The sequence below is a fragment of the Georgenia sp. 311 genome (assembly GCF_006151955.1).
In the GTDB taxonomy this organism is placed as follows: domain Bacteria; phylum Actinomycetota; class Actinomycetes; order Actinomycetales; family Actinomycetaceae; genus Oceanitalea; species Oceanitalea wutianyii.
This window is the reverse complement of the sequence record NZ_VDFS01000061.1, coordinates 1-21,600: the sequence shown is the minus strand read 5'-3', so window position 1 is coordinate 21,600 and position 21,600 is coordinate 1. Positions and strand designations below refer to the sequence as shown.

The window sequence follows — 21,600 nt, the reverse complement described above, 5'->3', positions numbered from 1 at the left end:
ATCATGCCGTGCCGGCCACCCGCCCTCCTGCGTCGAGGTCGCCGGTTCCCGTCGCCGTCCCGCCGAAACAACAGGTGACCGGTGATCGGAACGTGCGACCTCGACGGGAGCGGGGCGGGGCGGGGCGCAGGGCCGGGGTGCGCGGCTGGGCGGCGATACGCTGGCGGCGGTCACGGCGACAGGAGGAGACGATGGTGGACGGGCTGCGCTGGGGTGTGCTGGGGGCGGCGGGCATCGCCCGGACGGCGATGATCCCGGCGATCCGACGGGCTGGGGCCAGTGAGGTCCTCGCGGTGAGCTCGGCGAGCGGCCGGGCGCCCGGCTACGCGGCCGACCTCGGCATCGCGCGGGCCTACGGCAGCCACGAGGAGCTGCTCGCGGACCCGGAGGTCGACGTCGTCTACGTCGCGCTGCCCAACACCGAGCACGCCCGCTGGACCGTCGCGGCCGCCGAGGCCGGCAAGCACGTCCTGTGCGAGAAGCCGATCGTCCTGGGCCTGGCCGAGCTCGACGCCGTCGAGGCGGCCGCCCGCCGGGCCGGGGTCCAGGTCGCCGAGGCGTTCATGTACCGCCACCACCCCCAGCTGCGACGGGTGCGCGAGCTGCTCGACGGCGGGGCGATCGGTGAGCTCGTCACCGTGGAGAGCTCCTTCCACTTCGCCCTCGCCCGCACCGAGCCGCCGAACATCCGGCTGCGGCGCGACCTCGGCGGCGGCGCGCTCAACGACATCGGCTGCTACCCGGTGGACCTGCTCGGCTGGCTCACCGGCAGCGAGCCGGACGACCTCGGCGTCGTCTCCCATCGCGACGAGCCGGGCGGGGTGGCCACCCGCGTGTCCGTCACCGCCCGGTACGGGGCGCTCACCGCGAACCTCCACTGCTCCTTCGACGCCGCCTTCCGCGCGGAGGCGCGGCTCATCGGCAGCGAGGGCACGATCCACCTGCCCGACGCGTTCCGGGCCGACCGCCGCGACGCGCCCGCGCGGGTGGTCGTCGAGCGGGGCGAGGACCGGGAGGTCCTCGAGGTCGACGGCGACCAGTACGGCGCGCAGGCCACGTGGTTCGCCGAGAACGTGCGCACCGGCGCGGCCGACCTCGAGCACGCGGCGCTCACCCGCCGCACCGCCGCGACCCTCGAGGGGATCGCCCGGCTCGGCGACCTGTAGCGACCGGCGGGATCAGCGGTCGAGCGACTCGAGCTCCTCGGCGTCGACGATCCGGTAGGAGTAGCCCTGCTCGGCGAGGAACCGCTGGCGGTGCGCGGCGAACTCCTGGTCGACCGTGTCGCGGGTGACCACCGTGTAGAAGTGCGCCGTCTTGCCGTCGGCCTTGGGCCGCAGCAGGCGCCCGAGGCGCTGAGCCTCCTCCTGCCGCGAGCCGAACGACCCGGACACCTGGACCGCGACCGACGCCTCGGGCAGGTCGATGGAGAAGTTCGCGACCTTCGACACGACGAGGACGGGCAGCTCCCCGGCGCGGAACCGGTCGAAGAGGACCTCGCGCTGGTTGACCGTTGTCGCGCCGGTGATGAGCGGGGCGTCGAGCCGGTTCGACAGGTCCTCGAGCTGGTCGAGGTACTGCCCGATGACGAGCACCTGCTCCCCGGGGTGGCGGCGCACGAGGTCCTCGACCACGCGCTCCTTGCCGCCGGCCGTCGCGGCGAGGCGGTAGCGCTCGTCGGCCTCGGCGGTGGCGTAGACCATGCGGTCGTGCTGCGGCAGGGTCAGGCGCACCTCGGTGCACTCGGCCGGGGCGATGTAGCCCTGGGCCTCGATGTCCTTCCACGGGGCGTCGTACCGCTTGGGCCCGATGAGGGAGAACACCTCGTCCTCCCGGCCGTCCTCGCGCACGAGCGTGGCGGTGAGGCCGAGGCGGCGACGGGCCTGCAGGTCGGCCGTCATGCGGAAGATCGGGGCGGGCAGGAGGTGGACCTCGTCGTAGAGGATGAGGCCCCAGTCGCGGGCGTCGAGCAGCTCCAGGTGCGGGTAGACACCCTTCCGCCGGGTGGTGAGCACCTGGTAGGTCGCGATCGTCACCGGGCGCACCTCCTTGCGGGCGCCGGAGTACTCCCCGATCTCGTCCTCGGTGAGGGTGGTGCGGCGCAGCAGCTCGTGACGCCACTGGCGGGCGGAGACGGTGTTGGTCACGAGGATGAGCGTCGTCGTGCCCGAGCGGGCCATCGCCCCGGCGCCGACGAGCGTCTTGCCCGCACCGCAGGGGAGGACGACGACGCCGGAGCCGCCGTGCCAGAACCCGTCGACGGCCTCCTCCTGGTAGGGGCGCAACGACCAGTCGCCGGTGTCGAGCGCGATCGGGTGGGCCTCGCCGTCGACGTAGCCGGCGAGGTCCTCGGCCGGCCAGCCGAGCTTGACCAGCGCCTGCTTGATCTGGCCGCGCTCGCTGGAGTGGACGACGACGGTGCGCTCGTCGAGCCGCTCGCCGACCAGGCCGGTGATGCGCTTGGAGCGCAGCACCTCCTCGAGGACGGGGACGTCGGTCGTCTCCAGGACCAGCCCGTGCGCGGGGTGGGCGAGGAGGGTGAGGCGCCCGTAGCGGTCCATCGTCTCGGCGACGTCGACGAGGAGGGAGTGGGGGACCGGGTAGCGCGAGTAGTCGATGAGCGCGCTGACCACCTGCTCGGCGTCGTGGCCCGCGGCACGCGCGTTCCACAGGCCGAGCGGGGTGAGGCGGTAGGTGTGGATGTGCTCCGGGGCGCGCTCGAGCTCGGCGAACGGGGCGATCGCGCGGCGGGCGTCCCGGGCGCGCGGGTGGTCGACCTCGAGGAGCAGGGTCTTGTCGGACTGGACGATGAGCGGGCCGTCGGGCATCGGACCATTGTCGCGTCTCCGGGCGTTCCGGTCACGGTGACGTCGCTCGCCCCTGCGGCCCCGGAGCCCTGGGAGGACAATCACCGGCGATGAGTGGACCTGCCGACCTCTCCGCCGGACGCCCCCGGGTGCGTCCCTGGACGCTGCTGCGTCCGCTGCTGACCGGGGTGGTGCTGCTGGCGGTCTACTACGCGCTCCCGCTGGAGCGGGGCGGTGCTCCGGTCGTGCTCGTCGTCGGGCTCGTGGTCCTGGGCGCGCTGCTGGTGTGGCAGCTGCGGGCGGTGGTCATCTCCCCCTCCCCGCGGCTGCGCGCGGTGGAGGCGCTGGCGACCTCGATCCCGCTGTACGTCCTCCTCTTCGCCGGTGCCTACACGGCCATGTCGGCCCGTGAGCCCGGTGCCTTCACCGAGCCGGTCGACCGCACCGACGCCCTGTACTTCACCGTCGCCACGCTCGCGACGGTCGGCTTCGGTGACATCGCCGCGGTCTCGCAGCCGGCGCGCGTCGTCGTCACCGTCCAGATGGTCACCGGCCTCGTCCTCCTCGGCCTGGTGGTCCAGGTCTTCCTCGGCGCGGTGAGGATCAGCCTGCGTCACGCCGCGGGCGGACCTGGGGCACCACCCGGCGACGACGGCGAAGCGCCGCGGCCGCCGGGCTAGCCGTCGATCGCCCCGACGGCGTTGATCCGGTGGACGGCGACGACGAGCTCGGCCTCGCGGTCGAGGTCGAGCATCCGCACCCGGCCGCCCTCGACGCTCAGCGGGCGCACCCGGCGCCGCTCGGGCCGGCCGCTCGCACCGATGACCTCGACGCGCACCTGGCTGCCGGCGCTCGCGGCCTCCCGCAGCGCGGCGACGGTGTGGACAGGGTCGGTGGCGGGCAGGTCGTCGCGCTGCTCGGCGCGGGTCTGGCCCTGGCGCATCCGGCCGACGAGCGCGGTGAGGGCGGCGTCGTCGGGCCCCTGGACCTGGACCTCCCCGGCGCGGCGCACGAGCGTGGCCGCCCGCACCGACCGCCGGGCGCCCGCCCGCGAGCCGAGCGACACCGCGCCGGCGGGCCCCTCGAGCACCGGCGCGGCACCGCTGCGCCGCAGCGTCTCGAGGAGCTCACCCGGTGAGGCGGGGCTGACGAGCACGGTGGGGGCGAGCTCACGCAGCCCGAGCGTCGCGAGCTGCGGGTCGGTGAGCAGCGCGCGGGTGGTCGCCTCGTCGGGCGTGCGCAGGTAGCTGCCCGCCCCGCCCACCCGCAGGCGCCCGTGACGCCGCGCGGAGTCGCGCACGAGGTACTCCAGCGCCTGCGGCAGCGGTGTGCGGGAGGCGCTGGCCAGGTCGGCGAGCAGCGCGTCGGCCGCCAGCCCCTCGTCCAGCGCCCGCCGTACCGACTCCGCCGTGAACCGCACGGTGAGCGCCGCACCCCGGCTCTCCACGTCCGCGACGTGCCCGAGCAGCTCGGCCAGCTCGCGGGTGGGGCGTCCCGGCACGACGGCGGTGAGGTCGCCCTGGAGGAGGATCTCGCCCACCGGCTCGGGCAGGTCCGCAGCGAGCGCCGCTGCGACGTCGGCCGGCTCCTCCCCTGCGGCCACGGCGCGGCCGGCCGTGGACAGCGCCCCGGCGCCGGTGAGACCGAGCAGCTCCGCCTCGGCGAGCACCGCCGCCACGCTCGCCTCCGGGGGCGTGGCGCGCGGGGCGCGCCAGCGCAGGAGGGCGTGGACGTCCGCCGCGCCCGGGGCGGTCCCGGCGGGCAGCTCCGCGAGCGCGGCGAGCACCCGGCGCCGCAGCCGGGCCACCCAGCCGCGCTCCAGGCCCGGGCCGAGCGCCGCGCGCAGCGTCCCGCGGTCGTCGCGCGTGCCCACGAGCCACGGCATGCGTGTCGAGCCTGTCCACGCGGTCGCGAGCACCGCCCACCGGTCGGCCAGCTCGTCCTCGCTCCAGTCCGCGGCCGCGGCGGCGGGGACGAACACGGTGCGCTCGCCGTCGTCGTCGGGCACGACCAGTCCGGCCGCCGCGGCGAGCTCGACGACGGTCGCGGCCCGCTCGGGCGCGAGGTCGAGCTCGGCCGCGAGCCGGCGCAGCTCGCGCACCCCGAGGCCGCCGCTGCGCAGCGCGGGCACCGGTTCGAGGGACCACTCGCGCACGACGAGCCCGACGAGCCGCACGGCTTCCTCCGCGGCGCGCGTCGACTCGGCGGCGACGACGGCGGCGGGCCGGGTCGGTGCCGCGACGGCCGGTGGCACGGGCTGGGTCGTGAGGTGCGTGCGTCCGCCGCGGGCGGCGAGCCCGGTCTCCAGCGGCAGGACGACCTGGCTCGCGCCGAGCCGCTGGAGCACGCCGTGGTCGAGCAGCCACCGGGTGCCCGGCTCCCCGCTCGTCACACCCACCGGCGGCCCGGCGACGAGCGCGTCGAGCACCCGCTGCGCGGCGGGCGGCGCGTCGGCCATGACCTGCGCCAGCCGCTCGGCGGTGGTCACCGGCTCGTGGGTGCCGGTGAGGGCGGCCAGGGGCGGCCCGAGGCGGGCCGGGTAGGGGCCGAGCGTCTCCAGCAGCGCCGCGACGGGCAGCCCGTCGACGACGAGCAGCAGCCGGGTGAGCGTCGCCCACGCGTCGGTGACCTGCCGCTTCGGCGTGCCCAGCGCCTTCGCCACCGCCTGCGGGGTCACCGGCCCGAGCGCGGCGAGGGCGCACACCGACTCCGCGACGTCGAGGGTGTGGCGGTCCAGCCCGGCCAGCGCCCGCTCGACGGACGGCCGGGACACGGCGCGGGCGGCCAGCGCCGTGAGGTGGGCGGGGGGCGGGACGGGCAGGTCGGGCCGGTCGCGCAGGAGCGTGACGAGCCCGTCGTCACTGAGCCCGGCGAGGGCGGCGACGACGTCGGCGAGGCGCGCGGTGCTCACGGACCGCCCGGAGCGTCGTCGGGGGTGCCGGGCGCGGGCTCCGTCACGGGCGGCAGGTCCGGGTTGCCGAGCGCGTGCCACACCTGCGCGGAGGGCAGCACCGCGCGCGGCCCGCCGGGGTTGAGGACCAGCGCCTTGGCCCGGTTGGCGAGCACGAGCTCGAACACCGCCCCGACCGGCAGCCGGCGGACCCCGACCTTCTGGTTGTAGGCCGTGACCTCCACCGGGGAGGTGAAGGCGAGCATGAGCGGGCGGCCGTCGGAGCGGTCGCGCACGAGCACCGGGCCGGTGCGTCCCTCGATCTCGGCGTGGGCGATGAACAGCGTGGCGTCGGGCTCGCTCAGCGCGGCGAGCAGCTCCTGGGTCGTGTGGTCACGGGCGAGGAGGTCCTTGACCGCGACGGCGCTCGGCGCCGCCAGCGCGAGCTCGGCCTCCTTGTGCCCGATGGCGCACGAGGGGCCGGCCGGGTCGACGATGAACCAGGTGAGCTCGGACGAGCCGTGGAACATCTCCAGCAGCCGGGTGCCGTGCTGCGCGATGCCGGTGACGGTCCCCGGGCCGCCCGCGGTGCGGCGGAACTCGACGAGCGCGGCGTTGCTCGTGAAGACGCCCAGCGCCCGGCTGCCGTCCGGCGCGGTGAGCGTGGCCAGACGCAGCTCGGGGCTCGGGGCGCCGGGGGAGGGCAGCTCGGAGCCGGTCGCGTCGACGACGAGGCGTCCGCCGAGCACCTGGCGCAGGACGTCGAGCATCCGCTTGGGGCCGGGCTCCGCGGCGAACTCCGCGACGGCGGCGCGCACCGGCTCGTTGTCCGGCGGGGTCACCGGCCGCGGCGGCAGCGTGACCTCGCCCAGGCGGGCGCTGTCGAGGACGACCTGCAGCTCACCGGGCGCGGAGCAGTAGTACAGGGGCAGGCGGCCGTCGTCGTCGGCGAGGTCGGCGGGCTGGGCGTCGGTGACGAGGTGGACCCGCACGGAGGGCACCGCGCCCGTCGAGGCGCCCGCTCCCTGCTCGACGACGGCGATCACCGGCCCGTCGGTGCGGCTCTCCCCGGCGCGCACGATCCACGTCCCGTGGTCGTCGACGAACGGGAGCGGGACGCCGACGGTCTCGAGGACGTCGTGCAGGCCGAGCGAGCCGCCCAGCCGCAGCCTCCGGCGGCCGGGGCGGGTGCCGTCGGGCAGCGTCGGACCGTCCCGGTCGACGACGACGTCGATCGCCTCGACCCGGCGCCGCTCCCCGGGGGTGCTCGCGGGCGGTGCCGCCTCGGCGGCGGTGTCCTCGCGGTAGGGCGGCAGGTCCAGCCCGGCGGCGGCGACCCGCTCGGACATCCACGCCGGCACCGCCTCGGCGCGGCGGGGGTAGCGGGTGAGGTGGTGGACGAGGTCGGTCGCGTCGAGGGGCGCGTCGCCCTCGCGCCACGGCGCGGGGTCGGCGTCGCGGTTGAACCGGCCGGTCACCGTGTAGGTCGGCGTCGGCCAGCCGGTGGCGGCCAGCGTGAGGGCCGCCTCGACCCACGTGCCGCTGCCGCCGTCGACGCCGAGGTCCTGCAGCCGGCGGGCGAGGGCGTGGGGTGCCTGGTCGGGGGTGAGGCGCCCGAGCCGGGCGCCGCGCTCCTGCCCGCGCACCTCGACGAGGCGGAAGGACACCGCGTCGCGCAGCGGGCGCAGGTAGAGGTGCAGCTCGTCCCAGCCGGGCTCCACCGGCAGACCGGTGACCACCCAGCGGGCGAGCTGGCCCAGCACCTGCTGCTGCAGGGTGTCCGGTGGCTGCTGCGTCATGTCCTCGTCCTTCCGCGGTTTCGCCCACGGTATAGCGCCGACCGTTCGTGCCGCTCGGCCGGTATCCTGGCCGGGCGGCACACCGCACCCCATGCTCGCACCCCATGCTTCCCGCCCCCGCACCGTCTCCAGAGAGGGCCCTCACGTGCCTACCGGCAAGGTCAAGTGGTTCGATCAGGACCGCGGATTCGGCTTCATCACCGCGGACGACGGTGACCAGGTGTTCCTCCACGCCTCGGCGCTGCCCGCCGACAACCCCAACCCGAAGCCCGGGACCAAGGTGGAGTTCGGTGTCGCCGACGGCAGGAAGGGCCCTTCGGCGCTCTCCGTGAGGCTGCTCGAGCCGCCGCCGTCGGTCGTGCGCGCCCAGCGCCGTCCGGCCGAGGACATGGTCCCGATCGTCGAGGACCTCATCCGTGAGCTCGACCGTGCCTCCGCCGACCTGCGCCGTGGTCGCTACCCCGACGGGACGCGCGGGACCAAGCTCGCGCAGGTCCTGCGGGTGCTCGCCGACCAGTTCGACGCCTGATAGCGCTTAGGATCGACGACGTGACAGCTGCCGTCCTCGTGCCCCGCCCAACCCCGCCCACCAAGGAATCGGTGCTTGCCGCGGCTGGTGACGTCGCGCGCGAGGCCGTCGTCGAGGACGTCGGGGCGGACCAGGTAGGTGAGCACGTCGGCTACGTGTTCGAGGGCCCCCGCCTCCTCACGCACGTCTTCGAGTCGCTCAAGCCCGGCTACCGCGGCTGGTACTGGGCGGTGACCGTGGCGCGCCCGCCGCGGGCGCGCCGGGCCACCGTCGTCGAGGTCAACCACCTGGCCGGTGAGGACTCCGTCCTGGCCCCCCGGTGGGTGCCGTGGTCCCAGCGCCTGCGTCCGAGCGACGTCGGCCCCACCGACGAGCTGCCGTACAACGGCGAGGACGACCGGCTCGAGGCGGGCTACGAGGCGACCGGTGAGGACGCCGACGTCCTCGGCCACGACGTCGCCTACGAGGTCGGGCTCGGGCGCGAACGCGTGCTGTCCCCCGAAGGACGCCGCCAGGCCGCCACCCGCTGGTACGACGGGGAGCGGGGCCCGAACGCGCCCAGCGCGCGCGCCGCCGACGCCCCCTGCTCGACGTGCGCCTTCTTCCTCCCGCTCGCCGGCTCGCTGCGCCAGGTCTTCGGCGTGTGCGCCAACGAGTGGTCGCCCGACGACGGCGGGGTCGTCAGCCTCGACCACGGCTGCGGTGCGCACTCCGAGACGGGCGAGCGCAAGCGGCCGAGCGTGTGGAACCCGTCCGAGCCGGTCATCGACGAGCTCGACCTCGAGGTCGTCTCCCTCGGCCAGGCCTCCTCCGGCGACCCGCAGGCCGGTCCGGACCAGCCGTGAGCACGCCCTCCTCCTCGCCCCGGCGGGGAGGGGGGCGGCCCGGTGGGACGGGCCGGGAACCCATGTTCCCGGTGCGCACCGTCGTGCTCGGGGCGTTCCTCCCGTCCCTCGTCTTCGAGATCGGTGTGGGTGCCGTCCTGCCGATCGTCCCGATCACCGCGACCGGGCTCGGCGCCTCGCTCGCGCTCGCCGGGCTCATGGCGGCGCTGCTGCCGCTGGGCCAGCTGCTCGCCGACCTGCCGGCCGGGGCGCTCGCCGCCCGCCTGGGGGACCGCGGGGCCATGCTCCTCGCCGGGATGGTGGCGACGGCGGGGCTCGCCGGGTGCGCCCTGGCGCCCAGCCTCGGGGTGCTCGGCGTGTGCGTCCTGCTCATCGGCGCTGCGAACGCCGTGTTCAACCTGGCCCGGCACGCCTACCTCACCGAGATCACCCCGCCGCTGCGCCGGGCCCGGGTGCTGTCCACGCTCGCCGGCGTCCACCGGATCGGGCTGTTCATCGGGCCGTTCGCGGGCGCAGCGGTGATCCACGGCGGTGACGTGCGCGCGGCCTACTGGCTCGCGCTCGGCACCTCCCTGGTCGCGACCGCCGTCATCGCCGCAGTCGGCCCCGACCGCCGGCCCGGCGACCGCCCGGGCGGCGAGGGTGCCCCGACCCCGACCCGCTCGCTGCGCTCCGTGCTCGCCGAGCACCGGCAGGTGTTCGCCACCCTCGGCGTGGCAGTGCTGCTCGTCGGCGCGGTGCGCGGCGCACGGCAGACCGTGCTGCCGCTGTGGGGTGAGCACCTCGGCCTCGACCCGGCAGTGACGAGCATCATCTTCGGCATCGCCGGTGGCGCCGACATGCTCCTGTTCTACCCGGCGGGCAAGGTCATGGACTCCCACGGCCGGCTGTGGATCGGCATCCCCGCGATGCTCACCATGGGCGCGGCGATGGCCCTGCTGCCGCTCACCGGCACGGTCGGTGCGCTCAGCGCCGTCGCCGTCCTCCTCGGCCTGGGCAACGGGATGAGCTCGGGCATCCTCATGACCCTCGGCGCCGACACCGCACCGCCCGGTGAACGGGCCCAGTTCCTCGGCATCTGGCGGATGTTCCAGGACGGCGGGGCCGCGCTCGGCCCGCTCGTCGTCGCCGGAGGGGCGGCGGCCGGGTCACTCGCCGCCGGGGTCTGGGTCATGGCCGCCTCGGGCACGGCGGCCGCGGGCGCCCTGGGCCGGTGGGTGCCGCGCTGGTCGGTCCACGCCAACCGCACCACCCGCCGTCGGGCCGGCCTGCTCTGAGGGCTGCGCCCCAGCGGTGGGGTGAGAGTGGGCGCTCGGTGGCGGCCGAGCTCAGGGCGTGGGCGGCTGCGCGGCCTCGCGGCGCTGCGCGCGGCGCTGACGCGGCACGGCCCACGCGACCCCGAGCAGACCGAGCCCGATCCCGGTGAGGCAGATCTGCACGCCGCCGGAGACCTCCCGGCCGGTCGCCTGCAGGACGAGGACGACGACGAGGGCGAGCACCCACGCGACCGTGCCGGTGAGGAACATCGTCACGGTGTTGACCCGCACGGGTGGCAGGTCCTCCGAGCGGGTCTCCGGCAGGCGCATGTCTCCGATCGTAAGCCGGGGTCACCGAAAGGTGGGCAACCCGCCGAGCGGGGCGCGGTCTCTGGCACCATTCTGGCCATGTCCACCACTGCGCCGACGCGCACTCACAACCGCAGCTGGCTCGACCGCCACTTCCAGATCTCCGAGCGGGGCTCCACCGTCGGACGCGAGATCCGCGGCGGCATCGTCACGTTCTTCGCGATGTCCTACATCCTCGTCCTCAACCCGCTGATCCTCTCCACCCCGGACAGCACCGGCGCCTTCCTCGGTGGGGGCACCGACGGCCCGAACTTCGCCGCCGTCGCGGCCGGCACGGCGCTCGTCGCCGGCCTCATGTCGATCCTCATGGGCGCGGTGGCCAACTTCCCGCTGGCCCTGGCCGCGGGACTCGGCCTCAACGCCGTCGTCGCCTACACCATCGTCGGGCTGCCGGGGATGACCTGGGCCGACGCCATGGGCATCGTCGTGCTCGAGGGCCTCCTCATCCTCGTCCTCGTGCTCACCGGACTGCGCGAGGCGGTCTTCCGCGCGGTGCCCCAGCAGCTCAAGGTCGCCATCTCGGTGGGCCTGGGCCTGTTCATCGCGCTCATCGGCCTGGTCAACGCGGGCATCGTCCGCCCCGGAGGCACGCCCCTCGAGCTCGGGCACAACGGCTCCATCGTCGGGTGGCCGTCCGTCGTCTTCATCGTCGGCCTGTTCCTCATCCTCATCCTCTTCGTGAAGAAGGTCCGCGGGGCCATCCTCATCGGCGTCGTCGTGGCCACGATCCTCGCCGGCGTCATCGAGGCCGTCGCCGACGTCGGCCTGCGGGCCGACGGGGACGTCGGTGGCTGGGGCCTGACCGTCCCGGCGATCGAGGGGTCGATCTTCAGCCTCCCCGAGTTCCTCACCCTCGGTCAGTTCTCCCTCGTCGGTGCCGTCACCAAGCTCGGGATCGTCTCCGCGGCGCTGCTCATCTTCTCCCTCATGCTCGCCGACTTCTTCGACACGATGGGCACGATGGTCGCCGTCGGCTCCGAGGCCGGGCTGCTCGACGAGGAGGGCAACCCGCCGCGCACGCGTTCCATCCTCATCGTCGACTCGGTCGCCGCGGCGGCCGGTGGTGCCGGGGGCGTCTCGTCCAACACGAGCTACATCGAGTCCGCGGCCGGCGTGGGCGACGGCGGGCGCACCGGCCTGACGTCGGTCGTCACCGGGATCGCGTTCCTGCTGTCGATCTTCCTCGCCCCGCTCGCGCAGTTCGTGCCCTACGAGGCGGCGACGCCCGCGCTCGTCGTCGTCGGCTTCCTCATGATGCAGCAGGTCACCGACATCAACTGGCGCGACCTGTCGATCGCGGTGCCCGCGTTCCTCACGATCATCCTCATGCCCTTCTCCTACTCGATCAGCGTGGGCATCGGCGCGGGCTTCATCGCCTACGTCGTGCTCGCCGCGGCGAAGAAGGGCGGCGCCCGCAAGGTGCACTGGCTGATGTGGGCGGTCGCCGTGCTCTTCGTCATCTACTTCGCGCTCGGCCCGATCCAGGACCTGCTCGGTCTCTGAGACCGCCCCCCCCCGCGACGCGAACGCGGCGGTGACCTCACCGGTCACCGCCGCGTTCGTCGTCCCGGCTCAGCCCCAGAGGCGCTCGCTCGCGATCCGCGCGCCCTGGGCGAGCGTCTCGAGCTTGGCCCAGGCGATCTGCGGGTGGATGCGCCCGCCGAGACCGCAGTCGGTCGAGGCGACGACCCGCTCGCGGCCCACCCCGGCGGCGAAGCGCTCGATGCGGTCGGCGACGAGCTCGGGGTGCTCGACGACGTTCGTCGCGTGCGAGACGACGCCCGGGAGGATGAGCTTGCCCTCGGGCAGCTCGACGTCCTGCCACACCTTCCACTCGTGCTCGTGGCGGACGTTGCCGGCCTCGAAGGAGTAGGCGCCGGCGTTGATCTGCAGCATCGTCGAGACGATGTCGGCCATCGCGATGTCGGTCGTGTGCGGGCCGTGCCAGCTGCCCCAGCACAGGTGGAAGCGGATGCGGTCCTCCGGCAGGTCGCGCAGCGCGTAGTTCAGCGCCTCGACGCGCAGCCGGGTGAAGGCGGCGTAGTCCTCGACGCTCGGCTCGGGGGTGATCTGGTCGAAGTTCTCCGCGATCGAGGGGTCGTCGATCTGCAGGACGAGGCCCGCGTCGATGATCGCGCGGTACTCCTCGCGCAGGACGTCGGCCCACGCGTAGACGAACTCCTCCTCGCTCGCGTAGTACCGGTTGGTGATGCGCGAGGCGCTGCCCGGGGACAGGGCGGTGAGGAACCCCTCCTCGGCGCCCGTGCGCTCCAGCGCGGCCGTGAGGTTGGCGATGTCCGCCGCGATCGCGTCCTGGCCGGTGTAGGTCAGCGGGCCGGTGCACGAGGGGAACGGGCTGGCCTTGGGGTCGCCGGTGAAGATGCCGGACGTCGGGTCGGCGTACGCGTCGGCGAACAGCGCCCGGTCGCGGCGGTGCAGGAAGCCGGTGAGGCGGGTGTCCCCGGGGGCGGACTGCACGTCGGCGGTGGCCCAGGAGGCGTCGTCGATGATCTCCAGGCCGCCGGTGCGCTGGAAGGAGTAGGACCACCAGGCGCCGTAGTCGACCGGCGAGCTCATCGCCTTGCCGTACTCGCCGTCGCCCACGACGTCGATGCCCGCCTCGACCTGGCGCCGGACGAGGTCAGTGACCTCCCCGGCGAGGAGGTCGGCGAAGCCCGCCGGTGCCTCGCCGGCCTGGCGCGCGGCGTTGGCGGCGAGCAGCTCGGGCGTGCGCGGCAGGCTGCCGGCGTGGGTGGTGAGGATGCGGTCGGAGCTCGAGCGCACGGTCAGTACCTCCGGTTCGTCGTGGAGCCGTCATCGTCGCACCCGGCCCGGAGCGTCCCCGGGCGGTCCAGGAGCCGGGCGCGGCCGCCGTCGTCGTCTCGCATGGTGGACGTCGGCGTGCCCGGGTGGTCGACCTCACCCGATTCGCCTGTTTCGTTCGCTGAACTAACGATCTAGAGTGGGGGCATGCCCACCACCTCGCCCTCAACGACGACGGCGAGCCGCGTCCCCGCCGATCCTGACCTGGCCTCCGACCTGCGCGTGACGGTCCTGCGGCTGTCCCGCAAGATCCGCTCCGAGGCCGGCCGCGAGGATCTCAGCGAGGCCCAGTACTGCGTGCTCGCCGGCCTGACCCACCACGGACCCACGACCCCGCGCTCGCTCGCCGAGCGCGACGGCGTCCAGCCGCCCACGATGACCCGGACGATCGCCGCCCTCGAGACCGCCGGGCTGGTGGCGCGCACCGGCCACCCGACCGACGGACGCCAGGTGCTCATCGAGCTCACCGAGAAGGGCGCCGGCGTGGTCGGGGAGACCCGCCGGCTGCGCAACGCCTGGATGGACGACCTCCTGCACGGCCTCACTGCCGAGGAGCGCGCCACCCTCGCGGCGGCCGTGGCGATCCTCCGGCGGGTGGCCGACGTATGAGGTCGACCTTCGCCTCACTGAGGTTCTTCAACTACCGGCTGTGGTTCGCCGGGGCGCTCGTCGCCAACGTCGGCACGTGGATGCAGCGCGTGGCCCAGGACTGGCTCGTGCTCACCGAGCTGTCGGACAACTCCGGTGTGGCCGTCGGCATCGTCACCGGCCTGCAGTTCCTCCCGATGCTCCTGCTCAGCCCGTTCGGCGGGCTGCTCGCCGACCGGCTGCCGCGCCGCAAGCTCCTCATCGCCACCCAGACCGCCCTCGGCGTGCTCGCCGCGGGCCTGGGCGCGCTCGTGCTCAGCGGCCACGCCCAGCTGTGGCACGTCTACGTCTTCGCGCTCGCGCTCGGCGTCGTCACCGCGCTGGACAACCCGGTGCGCCAGACGTTCGTCGCCGAGATGGTGCCGCCCGCCAGCCTGCCCAACGCCGTGGGCCTCAACAGCGCGTCCTTCAACGCCGCCCGACTCATCGGGCCGGGCGTCTCCGGCCTGCTCATCGCCGTCGTCGGACCCGGGTGGGTCTTCATCATCAACGCGGTGAGCTTCGCCGCGACGATCCTCTCGCTCACCCTCATGCGCAAGGACGAGCTCCACGCGCTGCCGCACACCTCCCGCGGGAAGGGGCAGATCCGCGACGGGTTCGCCTACGTGCGCGGGCGCAGCGACATCATGACGATCATGGTGGTCGTCGGCGTGGTCGGCGCCCTCGGGCTGAACTTCCAGCTGACGAGCGCGCTCATGGCCACCGAGGTCTTCGACAAGGGCGCGGGGCAGTACGGCATCCTCGGCTCGATCATGGCCATCGGCTCCCTCAGCGGCGCGCTGCTCGCGGCCCGCCGCAAGCGGCCGCGCGTGCGCCTGGTCCTCGGGGCCGCGTTCGCCTTCGGCCTCACCTCCGGGGTCATGGCGCTCATGCCGACCTACGAGCTCTTCGCGCTCATGACCATCCCGGTGGGCCTCACCTCGCTCACGATGATGACCGCCGCGAACGCCACCGTGCAGATGTCCACCGACCCGCAGTTCCGCGGGCGGGTGATGAGCCTGTACATGATGGTGTTCCTCGGCACGACCCCCATCGGTGCACCCCTCATCGGGTGGGTCGGGGAGACGCTCGGCGCCCGCTGGTCCATCGGTGTGGGCGCGATCGCCTCGATGGTCGTCGCCCTCGCCGCCACCCTGTGGGCCAAGCGGAGCTGGCACGTCGAGGTCACCTACCGCCTGCGCCACCGGCCGCACGTGTCGATGGTCGGCCCGAGCGAGCGCGCCCGGTCCCACGAGGAGGCCACGGCCCGCCTCGGCGCCTCCGACGCGGAGAACGTGACGGGCATGTAGCCAGCCCCTCTTCCGCCTCCTCGGGGACGCCCCGTGGCGCCCCGGGACGCCCCCTGCAGCGCGCCATCGGCACGCGAAGGGGCGTCCCAGAGCCGTGTCCGGGCCGGGCCGCCGCCGGTCAGGCGGTGTAGGCGCCCTGCCACACCGAGTCGAACGGGGTCCGCGCGCCCACCCGGGCGCGGATGCCGGCGGTGACGAGCGCCTTGGCGGTGCGGACCGCCTCGTGCACGTCCGCTCCCTTGGCGAGCTCGGCCGCCGTCGCCGCCGCGAGCGTGCAGCCGGCACCGGAGACGCGCTCCTGGCCGATCTTCGGCTCGGAGAGGACCGTGACCTCCTCGCCGTCGAACAGGACGTCGACGGCGTCCTCACCCGGCAGCTCCACCCCGCCCTTGGCGAGCACGTACCTCGGGCCGAGGGCGTGGATGCGGCGAGCGGCCTCGGCGAGGTCCTCCACCGACTCGATGGTGTCCATCCCCGACAGGGTGCGGGTCTCGAACATGTTCGGGGTGACGACGGTGGCCAGCGGCAGCACCTGCTCGCGCAGCGCGATGTCGGTGTCGAGTGCCGCGCCGGCCTCCTGGCCCTTGCAGATGAGCACCGGGTCGAGGACGACGTGGCGCCACGGCTGGGCGCGCAGCGCGCGGGCGACGACGTCGATCGTCGCCGGGGTGCCGAGCATCCCGATCTTGACGACGTCGAGGTCGTGGGTGGCCGTCGCGGCCTCGATCTGGTCGGCGATGACCTGCGGGTCGACCGGGACGAAGCGGTGTGCCCAGTCGTTCTTCGGGTCGAAGGAGACGATGCACGTGATCGTGCCGACCCCGTAGACACCGAGCTGCTGGTAGGTGCGGAGGTCAGCCTGGATGCCGGCACCGCCGGTCGCCTCCGAGCCGGCGATGACGTAGGCGAGCTGGGTCACGTTCTGCTCCCGTGCGTGAGGACGAAAGGACCGGCCCAGCGTAAGCCGCCGGGCTGGTCCTCAGGTACCGCTGTCTCAGTGAGTCAGTCGCCGCCGCAGGAGCAGGCCGGCGCCGACGAGCGCGAGCGCCGCGAGGGCCGCAACCCCCACCGGCGCGCCGGTGCTCGGCAGGCTCCCGCCACCGGGGGCGTTCGGCGGGGCCGGGGCTGCCGGCTGCTCGCCCGCGTCGGCGTCCGAGCCGGCGGGCGGCGGCGTCGTCGGCTCCGCGGGGGACGCCGGCGGCTCCGTCGGCTCGGGGTCCTCGGTGGGCGTCGGGGTGGGCGCGGGGGCGTCGGGGAGCACCGTGCCGTCCTCGCCGATGAGCAGGACGACCTCGTCGTCGTAGGTGCGGCGCTCGGTGCCGAGGACGGTGAGGTCCTCGTCGAGCAGCGGGAAGGAGTAGACGGGCGTGAGCGTCATCGTCGCGGCGACGCCCGCCTGGCTGCGCGCGGCGCTGCGCTCGAGGTTCACCTCGAGGTGCCCGTAGTGCTTGCCGCCGTCGACGAGCACCTCCCCGTCCCACACCTCCGGCTCGAACTGGTCGGCCGACCACACGCGGTAGGGGTTGTACTCGAGCAGCGGCGCGGACAGCAGGTTGCCGTTCTCGTGGCGCTCACCGCGCAGGCCGTCACCCGCGACGCCGACGTCGTAGTAGTTGATGCCCCTGCCGTCGCCGTCGACGTCCACCCACGAGCGCTCGAACATCTCCGAGTGGCCCGAGATGACGGCGGCGACGCCGTACTCCTCGAACAGCTCGCTGTACACGCGCATCGGCGGGCCGCCCTGGCCGGAGGACTCCACGTGATTCATCGGCAGGCCGTGCTCCCCGGAGGAGTACGGCGCGTGGTGGAACTGGACGACGACGACCTGGCCCTGCTCCCGCGCGTCGGCGAGCTGCTCCACCGCCCACTCCCACTGGACGCTGCCCGGGTTGTAGGGCGAGAGGTCGGTGCCGCCGCCCTCCTCGTAGGCGGTGGAGGTGTAGCTCGACTGGGTGTCGGTGCCGGGCCCGGTGAACTCGCGGCCGGTGAGACGCTCCGCCTCCGGGTAGCTGTCGCGGTGGTCGTCGGGCAGACCCTTGGTGGAGTCGAGGGTGAGCACGGTGAGCGGCCCGTGGTCGACGCGGTGGTAGTTGCTCTGGTGCTCGGGGGTGCCGTTGCTCGGCGGGGTGAAGTAGCTGCGGTAGGACGCGCGCCCGTCGATGACCGCGGGGATCGTGTACGCGCCGTCGGAGGCGCCGTAGGGCTCCCAGTTGCCGATCGCGGTGACGACCGGGCGGCTCTGCGCCAGCTGCCCGACGTCCCCGCTCAGGTAGCGGAACCACTCGTCCCACGCCGGCTGGAAGCCGCCGCCCTGGACGAGGTCACCGGCGAAGAGCATGAGGTCGGGGTCGCGCTCGGCGACGATCTCCAGGTTCGCGGCGAAGCCCTGGTCCTCGGTGAGCGCGTAGCGCAGGATCCGCTCGCCCTGGCGGTCCTCCGACCCGAAGGTCTGCGCCCACAGCGAGTCGGTGGGCGACGGGCGCTCGCTGCCCTCGGCGACGACGCCCGGCACCCACTCCCGGTGCGTCACCCGCCCGGCCGGCTCGGTCTCGGAGTCCGATATCGCGGTGAAGCGGATGTGGTCCCAGTCCTCCCGGGTGGGGGCGGTGGTGAGGGTGCTGGTGACCTCCGAGTCGCCCTGGCGCACGGTGTACTCGTACGTCGTGCCCGGCTCCAGGCCCTCGACGAGCACCTGGTGGCGGTAGTTGCGGCCCTCGCGGAACCAGTCGCCCCACTCCGGGTTGTCCACCGCCTGCTGCCGGTTGTTGTCGGTCCAGTCGAGGTGCTCCTGGAGCTCGGGGGCGGAGACGAGCGGCGCGCGGCCGGGGACCTCGAGCTGCCCGGGCTCCTCCTCCCAGGAGAACCAGGTCACGAGCATCGACGACGACGTCGGGCTCTGCAGGTAGGGCTGGATGCGGAAGTCCTCGGTGGCGGCGCTCGCGGGCGCTCCCGCGAGGGCGGCGAACGCGAGGGCGGCTGTGGCGGCCAGGCCGCACGTCCGGACGAGCGGACGACGGTGTCTGTGTGTGGTCATAGCCACTCATGCAAGCAGAACCGGACAAACGGCACGTGTCGAACGGGTGAACGCTGAGGAAGTCCTGAGCCGCGCCTGCGGGGGCAGGCGGGGGTGGTTGAGGTGGGCGGGGGAGGGTGGACCGGTGCCGGGCGCTCGCGCCCACCCCGCCGGTACCCGCCGGGCCCGAGACCAGGAGAACCCCGTGAGCAACGTCGTCTTCACCGCCCGTCACCGGGACGTCCAACGGCCCCGACGACTCACCCCCATGCTGCTCGCCCGGCTGGTGCCCGCCGTCGTGCTCGCCGGACTCCTCGTGGTCCTGGCCCTGCTCGTCGTCCTCCCGCGGCTCCTCGGCTGGGCGCCCCTCACGGTGCTCACCGGCTCGATGGAGCCGACCATCCCCACCGGCAGCCAGGTCGTCGTCGCCCCGGTCCGCGACGTCGCCACCCTCGAGGTCGGCGACGTCGTCACGGTCATGCCCTACCCGGACAACCCGACGCTCGTCACGCACCGCATCGTCGCGCGGACCGACTCGGCCGCCGGCCCGACGTTCGTCACCCAGGGCGACGCGAACGACGCCGTCGACGGGTGGGAGGTGACCGAGACCCAGATCCGAGGCGAGGTGCGGTACTGGGTGCCGCTCGCCGGGTACGTCGCGACGGTGCTCACGGGGCACACCAAGGCGCTCGGGCTCCTCGTCGTGGCGCTCGCGCTGTTCGGCTACGCCGCGGCGCAGGTGGGCGCGGTGGCGCGGGAGCGGCAGGCAGGGCGCGAGGCGGTCCCCGCCGCGGCGGACGTCCCGGCCTGGACCCGGAGTGCGGGACGCCGCACGCCGCCGACCGGTGGGGCGGAGCTGCTCGGTGAGGTCGCCACGGTCTCGCGCGCCGTGGACGTCGCGCTCGCCCGGCAGGCGCTCGGCGAGCTCGAGGACGTCGCGCGCGTCACCGCCGGGCGGGGCTGAGCCCGCCGCTCGACGGCCGCAGCCCTCCCCGCGAGAGCCGAGTCCGCGCGAGAGCGGACTTTCGCGCGAGAGCGGACTTTCGCGCGAGAGCGGACTTTCGCGCGAGAGCCGACTTCTGCGCGAGAGCCGACTTCCGCGTGTGCCTCAGCCGCGCAGCGCCCCGACCACGTGGTCGACGCACGTCGTGAGCGCACGGACGTCGTCGGGGTCGACGGCGGGGAACATGCCGACGCGCAGCTGGTTGCGGCCGAGCTTGCGGTACGGCTCGACGTCGACCACGCCGTTCTCGCGCAGCACCGCCGTCACCTTGGAGGCGTCGACGTCGTCGGTGAGGTCGATCGTGCCGACGACGGGGGAGCGGTGCGCCGGCTCGGCGACGAACGGCGTCGCCCACTCGCGCTCCGCGGCCCAGCCGTAGAGGATCTCCGCCGAGCGTGCGCTGCGGGCGGCGGCCCAGGCGAGGCCGCCCTGGTCGCGCATCCAGTCGAGCTGCTCGGCCATGAGCACGAGGGTGGCGATCGCGGGGGTGTTGAGGGTCTGGTCCTTGCGTGAGTTCTCGACGGCGGCCGCCAGGGACAGGAAGTCCGGCACCCACCGGCCGCTCGCGGCGATCTCCTCGACGCGCGCGAGCGCGGCGGGGGACATGACCGCGAGCCACAGTCCGCCGTCGGACCCGAAGTTCTTCTGCGGGGCGAAGTAGTAGACGTCGGTCTCGGCGAGGTCGACGGGGACCCCGCCCGCGGCCGAGGTCGCGTCCACGCAGACGAGGGCGCCGTCGTCGGGCACGCGCTCGACGGGCGCGACGACGCCGGTCGAGGTCTCGTTCTGCGGCCAGGCGTAGACGTCGACGCCGTCGACCGGGCCCAGCCGCGCGAGCGAGCCCGGCTCGGCGGTGACGACGTGCGACTCGGCGAGGAACGGCGCCCGGCGGGTGACCGTCGCGAACTTCTGGCCGAACTCCCCGAAGGCGGCGTGCGCCGCGCGCTCGCGGACGAGCCCGAACGCGGCGGCGTCCCAGAACGCCGTCGAGCCACCGTTGCCGAGCACGACCTCATACCCCTCCGGTGCGCCGAGCAGGTCGGCGACGCCCTCCCGGACCCGGCCGACGAGGGAGCGCACCGGCGCCTGACGGTGCGAGGTCCCGAGCAGCGTCTCACCGACGGCGGCGAGGGCGGCGACGTGCGAGGGGCGCACCTTGCTCGGGCCGCAGCCGAAGCGGCCGTCCGCGGGCAGGAGCTCGGCGGGGATCTGCACGGAGGAGGTCATGGTCAGAATCCTGCCACCGGGAGGACGCGGGAGGGCCGAGGCGTCCGCGGAAGTCGGCTGTCGTGCGGAAGTCGGCTGTCGCGCGGAAGTCGGCTGTCGTGCGGAAGTCGGCTGTCGTGCGGAAGTCGGCTGTCGCGGGGAAGTCGGCTGTCGGGCGGAAGTCGGCTGTCGGGAGCAAGTCGGCTGTCGCGGGGAAGTCGGCTGTCGGGCGGAAGTCGGCTGTCGCGGGGTCAGGGGGTGGGGCGGCTGTCGGGGGGTCAGGGGGTGAGGAGCTGGGCGCGGGTGTCGAGGACGTGGGCGGACCAGCCGGCGGTCCGGCCGCACACGATGAGCGCGTTGAACAGGCGCGGCGCGAAGCCGACGTGGTCGAGCAGGAGCGCACCCCAGAAGACGACGTTGGCGCTCGCCGGGCGGCCCGAGCGCTCGGCGACGAGGTCCCGGCCTGCCCGCTCCAGCGCCCGCCCGGCCTCGAACAGCCGCGCGTCGAGCCTGCGGCACACCTCGCGCAGCATCTCGGCGCGCGGGTCGCGCGCGGCGGGGACGAGCCCGGGGACGACGGTCTGCTCACGCAGGGCGGTGCGGACGGCCTCGGCCGGGTCGAGCCCGTCGTTCACCTGGACGGCGAGCTGCTGGGCCCGGGCGGCCGCGCCGGCGGCGAGCGGACCGCTCACCGCGGACACCGCCCCGGACAGGCACGCGCCGACGTCCGCGCCAGTGCCGGCGACGATCCGGGCGATGCGGGTCGAGGGGGAGTCGGGGCCGTCCTCGGCGACCACGGCCCACAGGGCGTCGAGCGCCTGGGCGTGGTCGGGCCGGGCCGAGCCGCACCAGCGGATGAGGAACCGCTCGGCGACCGACCGGCCCTCCTCGACCTGCCGCTGGGGGATGGCCGGCAGCTCCGGGGCACGAGCGGACTGCGCGACGTAGGACAGCGCGAGCACCGAGGCGCGGGCGAGGTCCTGCCGGGCGCGCTCGGGCGGGATGTCGAGCAGCGGGCGGAAGCCCCACACGGGGGCGAGCTGGGCGATCGCGCTCTGCACGTCGACCCGGGCGTCGCCGGTGCGCACCGGCAGCGGGAAGGGCTCGGCAGGGGGGAGGGCGG

At 74.6% G+C, this 21,600-nt stretch carries 18 protein-coding genes; 9 read left to right on the top strand and 9 right to left on the bottom strand.

What is annotated here, in order from left to right:
* Positions 1 to 191: 191 nt before the first annotated feature.
* Positions 192 to 1,166 carry a Gfo/Idh/MocA family protein gene (locus FHE66_RS13235; protein WP_139073448.1) on the top strand — a complete coding sequence of 325 codons (975 nt, stop codon included), beginning with the start codon at positions 192 to 194 and terminating at the stop codon, positions 1,164 to 1,166.
* 12 nt (positions 1,167 to 1,178) lie between these two features.
* Here FHE66_RS13235 and FHE66_RS13230 read toward each other — a convergent pair whose 3' ends face one another.
* A complete protein-coding gene (locus FHE66_RS13230) occupies positions 1,179 to 2,828 on the bottom strand; it encodes a DNA repair helicase XPB (RefSeq protein WP_139073447.1) in 1,650 nt (549 codons plus the stop codon).
* A gap of 89 nt (positions 2,829 to 2,917) precedes the next feature.
* Between FHE66_RS13230 and FHE66_RS13225 the strand changes: the two genes are divergently transcribed.
* Positions 2,918 to 3,487: a potassium channel family protein gene (locus tag FHE66_RS13225; RefSeq protein ID WP_139073446.1), complete on the top strand. Its 570-nt coding sequence runs from the start codon at positions 2,918 to 2,920 to the stop codon at positions 3,485 to 3,487.
* Here FHE66_RS13225 and FHE66_RS13220 read toward each other — a convergent pair.
* Both FHE66_RS13220 and FHE66_RS13215 read right to left on the bottom strand, forming a co-directional pair.
* Positions 3,484 to 5,718 carry a helicase-associated domain-containing protein gene (locus tag FHE66_RS13220; RefSeq protein WP_139073445.1) on the bottom strand — a complete coding sequence of 745 codons (2,235 nt, stop codon included), beginning with the start codon at positions 5,716 to 5,718 and terminating at the stop codon, positions 3,484 to 3,486. The genes FHE66_RS13225 and FHE66_RS13220 overlap by 4 nt on opposite strands.
* A complete protein-coding gene (locus tag FHE66_RS13215; protein ID WP_139073444.1) occupies positions 5,715 to 7,496 on the bottom strand; it encodes an SseB family protein in 1,782 nt (593 codons plus the stop codon). Before FHE66_RS13215 ends, FHE66_RS13220 begins: the two co-directional genes overlap by 4 nt.
* Positions 7,497 to 7,641: 145 nt before the next feature.
* Between FHE66_RS13215 and FHE66_RS13210 the strand changes: the two genes are divergently transcribed.
* The 3 genes from FHE66_RS13210 (at position 7,642) to FHE66_RS13200 (ending at position 10,147) form a co-directional block, all read left to right on the top strand.
* Positions 7,642 to 8,025 (top strand): cold-shock protein, encoded by a 384-nt coding sequence (locus tag FHE66_RS13210; RefSeq protein ID WP_139073443.1) that lies wholly within the window; start codon positions 7,642 to 7,644, stop codon positions 8,023 to 8,025.
* 20 nt (positions 8,026 to 8,045) lie between these two features.
* Positions 8,046 to 8,870: a DUF3027 domain-containing protein gene (locus tag FHE66_RS13205; protein ID WP_139073442.1), complete on the top strand. Its 825-nt coding sequence runs from the start codon at positions 8,046 to 8,048 to the stop codon at positions 8,868 to 8,870.
* Positions 8,871 to 8,932: 62 nt separating this feature from the next.
* On the top strand, positions 8,933 to 10,147 hold the full coding sequence (locus tag FHE66_RS13200) for an MFS transporter (RefSeq protein WP_139073441.1): 1,215 nt from the start codon (positions 8,933 to 8,935) through the stop codon (positions 10,145 to 10,147).
* Positions 10,148 to 10,198: 51 nt separating this feature from the next.
* Here FHE66_RS13200 and FHE66_RS13195 read toward each other — a convergent pair whose 3' ends face one another.
* The gene (locus tag FHE66_RS13195; RefSeq protein WP_139073440.1) at positions 10,199 to 10,456 is read right to left on the bottom strand and encodes a DUF2530 domain-containing protein; all 258 of its coding nucleotides are present in this window, start codon (positions 10,454 to 10,456) and stop codon (positions 10,199 to 10,201) included.
* 78 nt (positions 10,457 to 10,534) lie between these two features.
* Here FHE66_RS13195 and FHE66_RS13190 point away from each other — a divergent pair, with 78 nt between their 5' ends.
* Positions 10,535 to 11,998: an NCS2 family permease gene (locus FHE66_RS13190; protein ID WP_139073439.1), complete on the top strand. Its 1,464-nt coding sequence runs from the start codon at positions 10,535 to 10,537 to the stop codon at positions 11,996 to 11,998.
* A 69-nt stretch (positions 11,999 to 12,067) separates the two neighbouring features.
* On the opposite strand, the gene FHE66_RS13185 is transcribed toward FHE66_RS13190, so the two are convergent.
* A complete protein-coding gene (locus FHE66_RS13185; protein ID WP_139073438.1) occupies positions 12,068 to 13,279 on the bottom strand; it encodes a cobalamin-independent methionine synthase II family protein in 1,212 nt (403 codons plus the stop codon).
* A gap of 186 nt (positions 13,280 to 13,465) precedes the next feature.
* Between FHE66_RS13185 and FHE66_RS13180 the strand changes: the two genes are divergently transcribed.
* Complete coding sequence (locus tag FHE66_RS13180; protein ID WP_139073437.1) at positions 13,466 to 13,927, top strand: MarR family winged helix-turn-helix transcriptional regulator; 462 nt, start codon at positions 13,466 to 13,468, stop codon at positions 13,925 to 13,927.
* The gene (locus FHE66_RS13175; RefSeq protein ID WP_139073436.1) at positions 13,924 to 15,255 is read left to right on the top strand and encodes an MFS transporter; all 1,332 of its coding nucleotides are present in this window, start codon (positions 13,924 to 13,926) and stop codon (positions 15,253 to 15,255) included. The genes FHE66_RS13180 and FHE66_RS13175 overlap by 4 nt, the downstream gene beginning before the upstream one ends.
* A 118-nt stretch (positions 15,256 to 15,373) precedes the next feature.
* Here FHE66_RS13175 and thiD read toward each other — a convergent pair whose 3' ends face one another.
* Together thiD and FHE66_RS13165 are read right to left on the bottom strand one after the other, a co-directional pair.
* Positions 15,374 to 16,174: a bifunctional hydroxymethylpyrimidine kinase/phosphomethylpyrimidine kinase gene (gene thiD / locus FHE66_RS13170; protein WP_139073435.1), complete on the bottom strand. Its 801-nt coding sequence runs from the start codon at positions 16,172 to 16,174 to the stop codon at positions 15,374 to 15,376.
* A gap of 75 nt (positions 16,175 to 16,249) precedes the next feature.
* The gene (locus tag FHE66_RS13165; RefSeq protein WP_176554781.1) at positions 16,250 to 18,289 is read right to left on the bottom strand and encodes a metallophosphoesterase family protein; all 2,040 of its coding nucleotides are present in this window, start codon (positions 18,287 to 18,289) and stop codon (positions 16,250 to 16,252) included.
* A 184-nt stretch (positions 18,290 to 18,473) separates the two neighbouring features.
* Here FHE66_RS13165 and FHE66_RS13160 point away from each other — a divergent pair, with 184 nt between their 5' ends.
* Positions 18,474 to 19,232 (top strand): signal peptidase I, encoded by a 759-nt coding sequence (locus FHE66_RS13160; RefSeq protein ID WP_176554780.1) that lies wholly within the window; start codon positions 18,474 to 18,476, stop codon positions 19,230 to 19,232.
* Between the two features lie 144 nt (positions 19,233 to 19,376).
* On the opposite strand, the gene serC is transcribed toward FHE66_RS13160, so the two are convergent.
* Both serC and FHE66_RS13150 read right to left on the bottom strand, forming a co-directional pair.
* Positions 19,377 to 20,498 (bottom strand): phosphoserine transaminase, encoded by a 1,122-nt coding sequence (gene serC / locus FHE66_RS13155; RefSeq protein ID WP_139073433.1) that lies wholly within the window; start codon positions 20,496 to 20,498, stop codon positions 19,377 to 19,379.
* 257 nt (positions 20,499 to 20,755) lie between these two features.
* Positions 20,756 to 21,600 (bottom strand): citrate/2-methylcitrate synthase (locus FHE66_RS13150; protein WP_139073432.1); only part of this gene is annotated, 845 nt, incomplete at its 5' end.